The 12,919-nt window shown below is 50.1% G+C and carries 9 protein-coding genes and 2 pseudogenes; 7 read left to right on the top strand and 4 right to left on the bottom strand.

Going from position 1 to position 12,919, the window contains the following annotated elements:
• The first annotated feature begins 253 nt into the window (after window positions 1-253).
• A complete protein-coding gene (locus tag ACUJFL_RS07875) occupies window positions 254-2,038 on the top strand; it encodes an ATP-binding protein (RefSeq protein ID WP_445428924.1) in 1,785 nt (594 codons plus the stop codon).
• Between the two features lie 61 nt (window positions 2,039-2,099).
• On the opposite strand, the gene ACUJFL_RS07880 is transcribed toward ACUJFL_RS07875, so the two are convergent.
• Window positions 2,100-3,716 (bottom strand): MFS transporter, encoded by a 1,617-nt coding sequence (locus ACUJFL_RS07880; RefSeq protein ID WP_445428925.1) that lies wholly within the window; start codon window positions 3,714-3,716, stop codon window positions 2,100-2,102.
• A gap of 320 nt (window positions 3,717-4,036) precedes the next feature.
• Between ACUJFL_RS07880 and narL the strand changes: the two genes are divergently transcribed.
• From narL to ACUJFL_RS07910, 6 genes and pseudogenes are all read left to right on the top strand, one after another.
• On the top strand, window positions 4,037-4,690 hold the full coding sequence (gene narL, locus ACUJFL_RS07885; protein ID WP_445426645.1) for a two-component system response regulator NarL: 654 nt from the start codon (window positions 4,037-4,039) through the stop codon (window positions 4,688-4,690).
• Window positions 4,691-4,704: 14 nt separating this feature from the next.
• A complete protein-coding gene (gene moeA, locus ACUJFL_RS07890) occupies window positions 4,705-5,958 on the top strand; it encodes a molybdopterin molybdotransferase MoeA (protein WP_445428926.1) in 1,254 nt (417 codons plus the stop codon).
• A gap of 126 nt (window positions 5,959-6,084) precedes the next feature.
• A complete protein-coding gene (locus tag ACUJFL_RS07895) occupies window positions 6,085-7,704 on the top strand; it encodes a thiamine pyrophosphate-binding protein (RefSeq protein WP_445428927.1) in 1,620 nt (539 codons plus the stop codon).
• Between the two features lie 96 nt (window positions 7,705-7,800).
• Window positions 7,801-9,120 (top strand): prephenate-dependent tRNA uridine(34) hydroxylase TrhP, encoded by a 1,320-nt coding sequence (trhP, locus tag ACUJFL_RS07900; protein ID WP_445428928.1) that lies wholly within the window; start codon window positions 7,801-7,803, stop codon window positions 9,118-9,120.
• A gap of 2 nt (window positions 9,121-9,122) precedes the next feature.
• Window positions 9,123-9,302, top strand: a pseudogene (locus tag ACUJFL_RS07905) (YfhL family 4Fe-4S dicluster ferredoxin); the annotation flags it as partial.
• 268 nt (window positions 9,303-9,570) lie between these two features.
• Window positions 9,571-10,113 (top strand): class I SAM-dependent methyltransferase, encoded by a 543-nt coding sequence (locus tag ACUJFL_RS07910; RefSeq protein WP_445428929.1) that lies wholly within the window; start codon window positions 9,571-9,573, stop codon window positions 10,111-10,113.
• Window positions 10,114-10,280: 167 nt separating this feature from the next.
• On the opposite strand, the gene modC is transcribed toward ACUJFL_RS07910, so the two are convergent.
• The 3 genes and pseudogenes from modC to modA all read right to left on the bottom strand — a co-directional run bounded on the left by modC (window position 10,281) and on the right by modA (window position 12,919).
• Window positions 10,281-11,447 carry a molybdenum ABC transporter ATP-binding protein gene (modC, locus tag ACUJFL_RS07915; protein WP_445428930.1) on the bottom strand — a complete coding sequence of 389 codons (1,167 nt, stop codon included), beginning with the start codon at window positions 11,445-11,447 and terminating at the stop codon, window positions 10,281-10,283.
• Window positions 11,444-12,145, bottom strand: a complete 702-nt coding sequence (modB, locus tag ACUJFL_RS07920) for a molybdate ABC transporter permease subunit (RefSeq protein ID WP_445426651.1) — start codon at window positions 12,143-12,145, stop codon at window positions 11,444-11,446. The genes modC and modB overlap by 4 nt, the downstream gene beginning before the upstream one ends.
• A 4-nt stretch (window positions 12,146-12,149) precedes the next feature.
• Window positions 12,150-12,919 (bottom strand): annotated as a pseudogene (gene modA, locus ACUJFL_RS07925) (molybdate ABC transporter substrate-binding protein).

Raw genomic sequence — 12,919 nt, forward strand, 5'->3', positions numbered from 1 at the left:
CTTGATTTAGATCATGCTAACCAGAGCGCTAAATAGCTGATAAAAAACAAAAATACCTACAAGGTGGTAGTGTGGGTGGGGCTGTAATCGCCGACAATACTCAGGTGTTTACCCCTTATGGTGTGAAGTAGGTAAATGCAGCTACCCTGGCGAGAAAAAAGGGGTAGCTAAATTGTGTCGGTGGTTTTTAATAACAAAGCGGCGCAATGCCATATAAGCAGGTATGCTTAAGCAGTAAATTAGTGGAGTGGTTATGCGACAGTTTTCTATTGTTACCCGTATTAATATTGCGCTGGCTTGTATTGTTACGCTGGCTGTTGGAACTATGCTGGCTTCGTACTGGCTGTCGGACAAAACTGATAACGATGCACATGCCGTCAATGTAGCAGGCTCGCTACGGATGCAAACTTACCGCATGGCCTGGCTGACATTACAGCACGACGAAAATCAGCTGCGCATAGCTCGTGAGCAACTGGCGCAAACTTGGCAGCATCCGGTGTTTGCCAGGTTTATCAGTAACAATGACATAGCCAACCAGTTAGAGCGGGCGCGGTTGCAATGGCAGGGGGTCGATGTGGCGTTATCGCAGCCATTAGTTGACATGGCCGAGTTGGAAACTGTGTTGCAGGTACAAATTCAGTTGCTGGAGCAGCTGGTGTATCTTATTCAGCAGGATGCTGAGCAAAAAGTACGTGGTTTTCGTACTCTGCAGCTTATTGCTCTGCTGGCCACGGTGTTGTTATCAGCCATTGTGATTTACTGGTTAAAAGTGATGGTGGAAGAGCCGCTGCAAGTGCTGACACAAGGCGCAAAACGGGTGGCAATGGGGGATTTTACCCACCGTTTAAGTATTGAAAATAATGACGAACTGGGCACCCTGGCGCACAGTTTTAACAAGATGAATGACTCTATTGCCTATATGTATGGCAACTTAGAACAGCGGGTAGATAAGCAAACCGAGACATTAAAACATAACAATATAACGCTGCGTTTTTTATATAACACCGCCCGGAGTATTAGTGAACATGTACCTGAGTTTATTGATTTTAAAAAGATTATTGATGAACTTAAACTTGTGGTTAAGATTGATGATTTAGAGCTTTGTTTATTTACTGAGGATGGTGACAAACCTTATATGCAGCTAGTGCCGGGAGTTGATATTGTAGATCCTTGCATTGAGCAAAACTGCGGTGATTGTTTAAGTCAGGCTGAAAGCAGCAGCTGCAACAATCAGCAATACACTTATGCCTTGCAACGGGAACGTAAAAAGTTTGGTGTATTGGTGGTAAGGGTAGCCAAAGAGCAGAAGTTAGTTATGTGGCAGCAGCAATTACTAGCCTCGGTGGCCGATCAGTTAGCTCTGGCATTGAGTTTAAAATCAGAAGAAGAGCAGGTGCGCCGGCTGGCATTGATGCAGGAACGTACTGTAATCGCCCGTGAACTGCATGACTCCTTAGCGCAGGCATTGTCTTATTTAAAGATTCAGGTAACCAGGCTAAATAAAGCCACGCAAAAAGATGATAAAGCCACTATTGCTGATGTGTCGGCTGAACTAAAGCAGGGTCTGGATTCGGCCTATCGCCAGCTGCGCGAACTCTTAACCACTTTCCGCTTAAAAGTCGACGGTTCTGGCTTGTTAAGTGCGCTGCAAACTACGGTGAAACAGTTAACCGAACAGTCTGACTTACAGATCCGGCTGGATTATCAGTTGAGTAATGTGCCATTGGCGCCGCATGAAGAAATTCACCTGCTGCAAATTATCCGTGAAGCCAGCCAGAATGCGGTGCACCACAGCCAGGGCAGCGAGCTGAAGATTAGCCTACAGCACAGTAGCGATGGCATCAGCCTGGCGGTAGAAGATAATGGCGTCGGCATACCACAAGCGGCAGAAAAGCTAAACCATTATGGCTTGGCCATAATGCAGGAGCGTAGCAAGCATTTAGGCGGACAAATACAGATTAAAGCGCGTAAAGAAGGCGGCACCGGCGTGTATTTTAGTTTTACACCAGAGTATTTATTGCAACAGCAAATGGCGTGATGGTGCTGTCGGGGCGCCATTGTCAGAACAGCGGCGCCCCAGGTATTTGCACCCCCGAAAGTTACGGATTATAAAACTCACCGTTTTTACGCAGGTAAAAAAACCAGTTCACGAGCAGGCACAAGCCATAGAAAATGGCAAAACCCACCATCGCGTACTCAGGTGTGGCAGCTTTTATTTGCTCACCCAGTACCTGCGGAATGTAGAAGGCGCCATATGCCGCCACCGCAGATGTCCAGCCCAGTACAGGGCCTGCTTGCTCTTTGGGGAATACTACGGCGATGGTACGGAAGGTGGAGCCGTTACCGATACCACTGGCGGCAAACAAACCCAAGAAGATCAAGAAAAACGGCACAAAGTATTGCTCTGGCGTGGCACTCTGATAGGCCAGCTGCATATAGTAAGCCGCACCCAAGGCGCACAGTATCATCACCACTGAGCACAGTTGGGTAACAAAGGCACCACCGAGTTTATCGGCAATCCATCCACCTACGGGGCGGATAAGTGCGCCTACAAAAGGTGCTATCCAAGCGTAAGTTAATGCGCTTGGGCCATTCGGGTTAGGTGTGCTGTGAGTCATTACGCCGTCAACCATAATATGGCTGTAGCCAAATATTACTTTAATCGACAATGGAAAGGCGGCGGCAAAGCCGATAAAAGAGCCGAACGTCATTACGTACAGTACGCTCATGACCCAGGTGTGTTTGTTATTAAATATTTTGTATTGCCGATCTAAGCTGGTGCGAATGGCGCCGGGAAGCAGTTTTAATAAAAATACCGTGGCAAACAAGATAGCAATTAGAACTATCTCTTTGGGAATACCAAAACCAGAGCCGTTGGCCGACTCGGGCAATATCAGCCATAAACCAGCGATAGACGTAATAAAACCGATCCCCAGCATTGCAAGTATGATACTGAATGAAGTTAACGCAGAGGGTAATTTAGGTGTGACTTCTTCTGTGTGAATATTGTTTGTGCCGAACCAGAGTAAAAAGGCCAGTGGCACTAGCGTAATTAACCAGGCAAAACCAGCATTTTGGATCCAGGTTTCAGTTCCTGCCGGAATAGTGCCAGTGACTGTACCGCTGGCTTTAGCCAGGATCATCGGATCACCGCCACCGAGTACGGTAAAGACACCAAACGACATAAAAATAGGTACCAGTATTTGTACTGTAGTAACACCAAAATTACCCAGCCCAGCATTTAACCCCAGCGCCAGGCCTTGCTGCTTTTTAGGGTAAAAGAAACTGATATTCGACATCGACGAGGCAAAGTTACCGCCGCCAATGCCCGATAGCAGTGCCATCAGCTGAAATACCCATAGTGGGGTGTCGATGCTTTGCAGTGCCAAGCCTGTGCCAACAGCAGGTATCATTAACAAGCTAGTCGTGAGAAACAACGTGTAACGACCGCCGCACAGCCGGACAAAAAAGCTCGATGGTATACGCAAAGTGGCACCGGTGAGGCCGGCTATAGCTGTTAAGGTAAATAATTCAGCGGTGCTAAACGGATAGCCGACGTTGAGCATTTGTACTGTAACAATACTCCATAGCATCCAGACACCAAAGCCACATAACAAGCTTGGAATAGAGATCCATAAGTTGCGGTTGGCAATGGCTTTGCCGGTGCTTTGCCAGAAGGTGTCGTCTTCCGGTTGCCATTGTTTAAGATCTGACATGGTTCACTCCTGTTGGAATCAGCAATATAAGCTGTGCAAACTATGCAGGGCATCTTGTGTTGTCACAATGTATCTTCGGAGTTACCTTACGACCGCCGAGGAATAGTTGTGGGTACCTATTAAGTGGTAAGTGTTGAGTGCTTTGGTTTTAATGTTGAATTAAATCAGGTGCTTATGATGTAAATTTGATTTTTTATAGGCCTTGATGGGTTATCGGGCCAAGCAGGCTGATCTGCTATTTTACTGATTTATATCAAAGTAAGCACCACCTTGTTGTAAGCTAATACCCATACAGAAATATGACAGATTTGGAGCACGACATGTCAGAGCAAAAATCCAGCATTATGTTGGTGGATGATCATCCGTTATTACGCAAAGGTTTAAAGCAGCTATTGGCCCTGGAAGATGAGCTGGAAGTTATTGCCGAGGCCAGTAGCGGTATGGATGCGATACCGCTGGCTGTTGAACTGGATCCCGATATGATTATTCTGGATTTAAATATGCAAGGTATGGATGGTATCGCTACGTTAAAACGCCTGCGAGACGAGGGGGTTACTTCACGAATTGTGATGTTAACGGTATCTGATGCTGACGAAGACGTGGTTAATGCCATTAGTAATGGTGCTGATGGCTACTTGTTAAAAGACAGCGATCCTGAACTGCTGTTGGAGCATATTAAACGTGCTTTGACCGGTAAAATGGTGTTAAGCGAAGCCGTTACACAGGTGCTAGCCACGGCACTGCGCCGCCCCGCAGTAAAAACGCCCGCTGAGCTTAATAGCCTGACTAACCGTGAACACGAAATTTTGGGTTTTATTGCCAAAGGGTTAAGTAATAAGCTAATTGCACGCGAGCTTAATATCTCTGACGGTACGGTGAAAGTGCATGTTAAACATCTGTTGAAGAAACTTGGCCTGCGCTCGCGGGTTGAAGCTGCGGTATGGATGGTAAACCAGCAAGGTAACAAGGTATAAAGGAGCACAGCCTGATGCAAGACGCCCGTATGCCGAAACCCATGCTTAGTGCTGAGCAAGCGATATTGCAAATGCTTAGCGAAGTTGAGTCTCTGGAACAAACCATCAGCGTACCGGTATCTGCTGCGTTGGACCGGGTACTGGCGCGGTCTGTGGTATCTAGTATCAATGTGCCGGGGTACGACAACGCGGCGATGGATGGCTATGCCTTGCGCTCAGCTGAAGTTGCTCCGGGCAAACCGCTGAATATAGCTGGTGTGGCACTGGCAGGTCATGCCTTTGCCGACAGGGTGCCTGCCGATAGCTGCGTGCGCATTACCACCGGTGCTGTGTTGCCCCCTAGCCTGGATACTGTAGTGATGCAGGAGCAGGTAAAGCTTGTTCAAACGAATGATGGTAGCCAACAGCAAATTTTATGTCAGCTAGAGCCTGTTGTCGGAGAGCATGTGCGTCGCGCTGGAGAAGATATTAGCCGGGGAGCTGAAGTGTTTGCCGCTGGGCATAAGCTGCGCCCGGCCGATATTGGTTTACTGGCATCTATTGGTATTGCCGACGTTAAAGTAGTGCGTCAGTTAAAGGTAGCTATTTTCTCTAGTGGTGACGAGCTGGTGCCGCCAGGGCAGCCGTTAGCGGATGGGCACATTTACGATAGCAACCGTTATGTGATTGCCGCTATGCTGCAACGCCTTGGCGTGCAGGTGATTGACCTCGGCTTATTGCCGGATGATCCTGACAACATAGAGCAGGCGTTTAAGGAGGCAATGACGCAGGCTGATGTGCTGATCACCAGCGCCGGAGTCTCAGTGGGTGATGCCGACTACACCCGGCAAATTCTGCACAAGCTGGGCCAGATTAATTTTTGGCAAGTGGCAATCAAACCAGGTAAACCCTTTGCCTTTGGCAAGCTTGATAACTGCTGGTTTTTTGGCCTGCCTGGTAACCCGGTAGCGGCGGTAGTTACGCTGGAGCAATTGGTGCAGCCGGTGCTGCGTAAACTTAGCGGTGAAACTGTTACGGCTAATGTTAAGCTGTTAACCGCTGAATGCGAGGTGCCACTGAAAAAACAACCCGGCCGGATGGATTTTCAGCGTGGCTGGTACTGGCAGGGTGAAACCGGCTTAAAAGTAAAAACCTTGGGTGCACAAAGCTCTGGCATGCTCAGCTCCATTGCTAACGCTAATTGTTATATAGTGTTACCGCGTGACAGCGCTAGCCTGCCGGCTGGTGAAACAGTGTCGATATTACCGTTTTCTAATTTACTGCGTTAACGCGCTATCTTGTTTTTTCTACCACCTTTGCGCCGGCGTAAGCCGGCGCAGCCTTGATCTGCATCAACACCGCTAATCGCAATAATCACCACACTGCGCGTGATAAAACGCAGAATTGGAGTGGTTATGCTATTGGTCGATGCCTTATTGCACGAACTGGACGTGTTTGGTGTTAAGCAGTTATTTGGTATTCCCGGTGATTTTGTGCTGCCGCTTTTTGAACAGCTACAGCAGCGTAACCGTTTGCCGCTATATTATTTAAGCCATGAACCCTCGGCGGTGTTTGCCGCCGATGCGGCCGCGCGCATTAGTAATAACCCGGCGGTAGTGATACTAACCTACGGTGCCGGTGCATTAAACGCTGTGAATGCGGTAGCCCAGGCCTATGTTGAGCATGTGCCGCTGCTGGTGATTGCCGGATTTCCAAGCCAAAGTGAGATTGACCGCGGCCTGCAAATTCATCATCAGGCGAAAACGGTTGACTCGCAGCGTGACATTTACCGCGAAATCACCGCAGCGCAGTACCGGTTGGATAACCCGGCACGCTGTGGCGAGGATATCCGCGCAGCGCTAGCGACCGCGAAGCAGCAAAGCCGGCCGGTACTACTGGAAATACCGCGTGATGCTGTAGCCTTTCACACTGAGCTGGCTGGGCCTTATCAGCCAGAAGCGATAGCACATGATGAACTGGCGCTGGCCGTAGCCGATGTCGCCGCGCGGCTTAAGCAAGCGCAACGGCCAGTAATTATAGCCGGCGTCGATGTGCGCCGCTTTGATGCGGTGGCCGAGCTTGAAGCCTTAGCCGATAAATTTAATATACCTTTTGTCAGCACTCTAATGGGCCGTGCCAGCTTTAACCAGCAACATCGGCTCTATGGCGGTATTTTCCTCGATAAAACCGACCTTCGTCCTGCAAAGCTGCTGCGCGATGCCGACCTGATTTTGCAAATTGGTGTGATAAAAACCGACAGCAATTTTGCCGCCCACAGTGAGCTTTTCCCTGCACATAAAGTGGTTTGCATCGAGCAGAATCAGCTCAGGCTGGGGCCTGCAACCTACCATCAGCTGGCGTTAAAACCATTACTGGCAGCGTTAATAACGCAAGCACTGACGCCCTTTGCGCAGCAAAGCATGCCAACTGCAGCAACTGTGGCGGAAGAGCAGCAGCTAAGTGCCAGCAGCCTGGTGAAATGTTTAGACCGCGTGTTAACAGTACGCAATGACACTGTGCCGCTTATTTCCGATATTGGCGATTGCCTGTTTGCTTCCCTGCATGCCAACCCCAGTTTAATGCTGGCACCGGCGTTTTATGCTTCTATGGGTTACGCCGTGCCGGCAGCCTTTGGCGTGCAGGCAGTTACCGGTTTACGGCCGGTGGTACTGGTAGGCGATGGCGCTTTTTTAATGACTGGGCTCGAGCTTGGCCACTTTGCCCGCTATGGCTTTGCACCGGTGATAGTGGTGTTTAATAACCAGCGCTGGGACATGATAGAAGCCTTTGCCCCCGGCCTCAGCTGCACTAATCTGGCCAACTGGCACTATGCTGATTTGGCGCGTAGCATGGGTGGCCACGGTATGCAGGTGAATAATTTAACCGACTTTACCCAGGCACTGCAGCTAGCGCTGGACAGTAAACAGCGATTTAGTCTGATAGAGGTGATGTTGCCAGCCGGCAGCCGCACAGCGCGCTTGGATAATTTTGCTAAGGGTTTTAAAGCCGCTCAGTGGGCGCAGACTAGCTGTTAATAATTCCGGGTTTGCGGCAGATCAAAGCCGGTTTTTGTGCCGGCGTTAGACTAGCCGCCTTTTTTATAGTTGTGATGTCGTGCCAGAGGCCTTGTTATGTTTAGACCTGAATTACTCTCACCCGCCGGCAGTTTAAAAGCACTGCGTCTGGCCTTTGCCTATGGTGCCGATGCGGTGTATGCCGGCCAGCCGCGTTACAGCCTTAGAGTGCGCAACAACGAGTTTGACTTAGCCACGCTGGAAATGGGCATTAACGAAGCCCATGCATTGAGCAAAAAGCTGTATGTGGTGGTCAATATTGCGCCGCATAACAGTAAGCTAAAAAGCTTTATCGCCGATATGGCGCAGGTGGTAGCGTTAAAGCCGGATGCGCTGATTGTGTCAGATCCCGGCGTGGTGTATTTGCTCAAACAGCATTTCCCGCAGATGCCGCTGCACTTATCGGTGCAGGCCAATACGGTGAACTGGGCGGCAGTAAAGTTCTGGCAGGCGCAGGGCGTTGAGCGGGTTATTTTATCGCGTGAGCTGGCGGTAGATGAAATCGCCGAAATCCGCCGCGAAGTACCTGATATGCAGCTGGAGGTTTTTGTGCATGGTGCGTTGTGTATGGCTTACTCCGGCCGCTGTTTGCTGTCGGGCTATATTAACAAGCGCGACCCGAATCAGGGTGCCTGCACCAACAGTTGCCGCTGGCCGTATCAGGTGCATGCTGCGCGCGAGGACGAGGTAGGCCAGTTTACCCCGATAAGCACGCCGGCGTTGTTAGAAGAGCAGGGCCGCCCTGGTGAGCTGATGGCGATAGATGAAGACTTGCACGGCACCTATATCCTTAATTCAAAAGACTTACGTGCCATTGAGCATGTACCGGCGTTAATGGCGATGGGCGTGCATTCGCTGAAAATCGAGGGCCGCACTAAATCGTCGTATTATGTCGCGCGCACTGCCCAGGTGTATCGCCAGGCGATTGATGATGTGGCAGCAGGCAAAGCTTTTAACCCTAATTTACTTAGCGAGCTGGACGGTATGGCCAACCGCGGCTTTACCGAAGGATTTTTACGCCGGCATAAACCGCAGGACACGCAAAACTACGACACCAGCCACAGTGTCGGCGAGCAGCTGTTAGTCGGTGAGTTTATTGGCGAGCAGGATAGCGAAGGCTTTGCTTTGTTGGAGGTAAAAAACCAGTTTGCCATCGGCGATAACCTGGTATTAATGACACCGGCCGGCAACCAGATTTTTATTTTGCAGGCGCTGCGCGATAAGCACAATAACGCTATTTTACTGGCACCGGGCGCGTGTTATCAGCTTAAAGTAAAGTTACCGCAGCAAACTGATTTGCGCTTTGCCATGCTGTTAAAACAGCTGCCTGTTGCGGCCAGCGCCAGCAGTGATTTAGCCGTTAATGCAGCATGTTAAACATGCCCGCCGTAATTGAAGTCAGCTGTATTAATTGCGATATGTGTGTGCCAGAGTGTCCGAACGAGGCGATTAGCATGGGCGCCAAGCACTATGAAGTCGACCCGCTGCTGTGTACCGAATGCATTGGCTACTTCGATAAACCCACCTGCATTGCCGTCTGCCCGATAGATTGTATTGATTTAGTTTGGAGCTTTTAACCACGCGTATGGATGCAGCAAGGAGGCATATTAGACAAATTGGGATGTTTCATTTTGCTTAGATGCCAAGTTCAATTATGTGCCAATATCCGAATTTGGTTTATAGAAATTAATTTTGTGCTAAACCTAAAATTAACACTTTAAAATTAAGAGAGGCGCCCTTGAATAGCTTTGAAAAAAAAGCTACTGGCAAAACATCTACCAGCAAAAAAATGCCACCGCGGTCAGCTGGTTTCAGGCAGAGCCTGCTATGTCCCTTGAGCTCATTACCAGCTGCAACTTTGAAAAGTCTGCATCAATCATAGACGTTGGCGGTGGCGCATCTGGTTTGGTCGACCACTTACTTCAACGAGGATACTCCCAAGTTACCGTGTTGGATATTTCTGCGGCGGCGCTGGCCGTTTCGCAGCAGCGGCTAGGGAGCAACTCGGCTGCTGTAAAATGGATAGAGTCCGATGTCACGGCCTATCGTCCTCAGCGGCAGGTGGAATTGTGGCACGATCGCGCCGTGTTCCATTTTTTAACAGAGATAGAAGACAGGCAAAACTATATTCGTGCGCTGAAGCATGCACTGGCAATTAATGGGCACCTGATCATCGCATCCTTTGCTATTGGTGGACCTGAGCAATGCAGCGGTTTGCCCATAGTGCAATACGATGCCAGTATACTTAGTGCGCAGCTTGGGCAGGGCTTTACTTTGGTTGAAGAGCGAACAGAAAAACACCTTACACCAGCCGGGCGCGAACAAGCCTTTGCTTACTTTCATTTTGTTCGTAGTGCTTCCTCTACATGACCCACAAAACGTTAATAGACAGACGTTGCGAACGTTTACATTCATTTTCAGGTCGCGAGACGTAACTAACAGCCATAGCTCTCTTTATAGTCTGCACACTTAAATTGATTTCATCCCGTTTAACGAGCCCAGATACAGATTTTTACTCTGGGACAAAGGTTAAGTCATTAATCCAACGCCACGGCTTTTATTTGCGCATATAACTGCTGGCCTAACTGCAATCCCAAACGTTCCACTGATTGTTTAGTTAACAGTGCTTGCAGTGGCTGACCTTCCAGTGTTAGGTGCACCAGGGTTTCGGCCGGGTGGGGGGCGGGGTTAAAGCCGCTGATGCTGACTTGCAATTGATTACTGACCGAGCTGTAGCTAAGCGGTGTTAGGCTCAGCGCCACATCGCGCGCCTGAATACGTAAACGGTATGAAGTGGGGGAATAGCTTGCTGTGTCGCCATGCTGCGGCGCCGGTAGTTGTAAAGGCTGCTGACCGATACTTAGCTGCAACAGGTGATCAGTGCTGCCGTGGTTTTTGGCATGCAGCAGCGACATAGCGCCGATGGCGGCTAATTCGGGTTGCAGCAATTGTTGTGGCAGTGGGCCTTGGCTGTGAATGTGGCCATGTTGCATCAGCACCAGCTGGTCAGCTAATTTCACCACGTCATCCAGCTGATGGCTGACCAGCAGCATCGGAATACCGGTCTGGCTGGCGATACGTTGTAAAAACGGCAAAATCTCGCTGCGACTTTGCTGATCCAACGATGCCAACGGTTCATCCAGCAGCAGTAATTGCGGCTGGCTGAGTAAAGCTCGGCCGAGAGCCACGCGCTGGCGCTGGCCGCCGGAAAGTTGCTCTGGTGCTTGCTGTAATAACGGTGTTAGCTCCAACAGATGGATCACCTGCTCTGGTTGCAGAGCAATATCCGTGTCTTTAGTTAAGCGGCTAAAGCCATACAACAGGTTTTGTTCAACTGTTAAATGCGGTAATAAGCTGCTTTCCTGAAATACCATCCCAATTCGGCGCTGATGCACTGGCACAAAAGTATTGCCCTGTTGCCAGACTGTATCAGCAAACTGTACCTGAGCGTTGGCATGGCGATCAAGGCCGGCAATAGCCCGCAGCATCGTGGTTTTGCCACAGCCAGAGCGGCCAAATAGCGCCGTTACGCCCTGTAACGGCAGGCTGTTATTTAGCTGCAGAGTAAAGTCACCGCGCTGAATAGTTAATGCCAGGGTTAAACTGGCAGTTGTCTGGGCAGGCGGGGTTGATGAAGCCGTGTGCTGATCGGCTGCCAGCCAGGATTTGTCCCGACGCGTTGTGATATGAAATAGGCTCATCATAGAATAGCCTCGCGCTCAAAATGGCGGTTTAAACCATAGACAATAAACAGCACTGCAAAGGCGCTGATTAACAAGCCGAGTGATAACTGCTGCGCCTGAACATAGTTCATTGCTTCGGTGTGATCGTAAATAAGTACCGATAGCACCTGGGTTTCACCCGGGATGCTGCCGCCAAGCATTAAGATCACGCCAAATTCGCCAAGCGTATGAGCAAAGGTTAAGGTGGCGGCGATGATAAAACCGCCGCGGCATAGCGGCAGTACCACGCTAAACAGCTGATCCAGCTTGCCGGCACCTAAGGTAGCGGCCACTTCCAGTGGCCTTGGCCCCATGCGGCGAAAACTTTCCAGCAGCGGCTGCACGGTAAAGGGCAGCGAGTAAATCACCGAGCCGATTAAAATGCCTGTAAAACTAAACGCCAGATGGGATAGACCAAGGCGTTCAAGCGTGCCACCGACAGCGCCATGCGGCCCCAGTAGCAATAATAAATAAAACCCCAGCACCGTTGGCGGTAATACCAGCGGCAGCGCCACTATCGCCTGAATAGCGGTGCGCAGTTTGCTCTGGCTCAGCGATAACCACCAGGCCAGCGGCGTGCCCAGTAGTAATAAAATAAGGGTGGTGTATAAACATAGCTTTAATGTCAGCTGTATTGCTTGCCAATCTTGCGGGCTAAGGGTAGCGAAAAGCTCCTGCATAGCGTTACTCCCGCCTGCCTTGTTGTTCACTAGCAGGATGTTCAAAGCCGTAGCCTTGCATAATGGCAAGCACATCTTTGCTGGTCATAAAGGTGGTAAACTGATGCGCGCTGCTGTTATTCGCACCATGGCGGGTAATCACAAAAGCCTGAGTCAGCCCCTGATGCAGCTCTGCCGGAATAAGTTGATAGCCTTGCTTTGCTAATTCGGGAAACTTGGCCAGCGACAGCGCAATAATAGCGATATCAGCGCCACCGCTTTGCGCCAGTTGCGCAGTTTGGGCGATGTTTTCGCCATACACCAATTTGGGTTCTACTGCAGACCAGACACCGGTAGCCTGTAGCGCCTCTTTGGCGCGCTGGCCATAAGGTGCATGGGCGGGTTGGGCGATGGCGAGGCGGCGAAAGGGCATAGTTGTCAGTTGTGACAGTTCAATACCCGTCATATTTTGCTGCGGGCTCCACAGCACAATTCGGCCAAGGGCATAAAGCTGTGGCTGAGTGACTGCATGGCCTTCAGCGTAGAGTTGCTCGGGAAACTGAATATCGGCTGAAAAAAAACATCATAGGGCGCGCCATGGCGGATTTGCGTGCTGATTTTGCCACTGGAGCCATAAATGACCCGAACGTCTGCCGCTGGCTGCTGTTGCTTAAATAGCATGATAATGTCATCCAGCGCATAACGTAAGTCTGATGCCGCTGCGATAGTCAGCTTTTCGCTCGCATAAACAGGTAGGGCACAGACAAAGCAAAGCAGCAATACTCTTCGGATCAT

The sequence above is a fragment of the Alishewanella sp. HL-SH05 genome (assembly GCF_052655985.1).

What these genes read in the sequence shown, in the direction of transcription:
- ACUJFL_RS07875 (WP_445428924.1), top strand. Translation starts at nt 254, where the DNA reads ATGCGACAGTTTTCTATTGTTACCCGTATTAATATTGCGCTGGCTTGT.
- ACUJFL_RS07880 (WP_445428925.1), bottom strand. Translation starts at nt 3,716, where the DNA reads ATGTCAGATCTTAAACAATGGCAACCGGAAGACGACACCTTCTGGCAA.
- narL (WP_445426645.1), top strand. Translation starts at nt 4,037, where the DNA reads ATGTCAGAGCAAAAATCCAGCATTATGTTGGTGGATGATCATCCGTTA.
- moeA (WP_445428926.1), top strand. Translation starts at nt 4,705, where the DNA reads ATGCAAGACGCCCGTATGCCGAAACCCATGCTTAGTGCTGAGCAAGCG.
- ACUJFL_RS07895 (WP_445428927.1), top strand. Translation starts at nt 6,085, where the DNA reads ATGCTATTGGTCGATGCCTTATTGCACGAACTGGACGTGTTTGGTGTT.
- trhP (WP_445428928.1), top strand. Translation starts at nt 7,801, where the DNA reads ATGTTTAGACCTGAATTACTCTCACCCGCCGGCAGTTTAAAAGCACTG.
- ACUJFL_RS07910 (WP_445428929.1), top strand. Translation starts at nt 9,571, where the DNA reads ATGTCCCTTGAGCTCATTACCAGCTGCAACTTTGAAAAGTCTGCATCA.
- modC (WP_445428930.1), bottom strand. Translation starts at nt 11,447, where the DNA reads ATGATGAGCCTATTTCATATCACAACGCGTCGGGACAAATCCTGGCTG.
- modB (WP_445426651.1), bottom strand. Translation starts at nt 12,145, where the DNA reads ATGCAGGAGCTTTTCGCTACCCTTAGCCCGCAAGATTGGCAAGCAATA.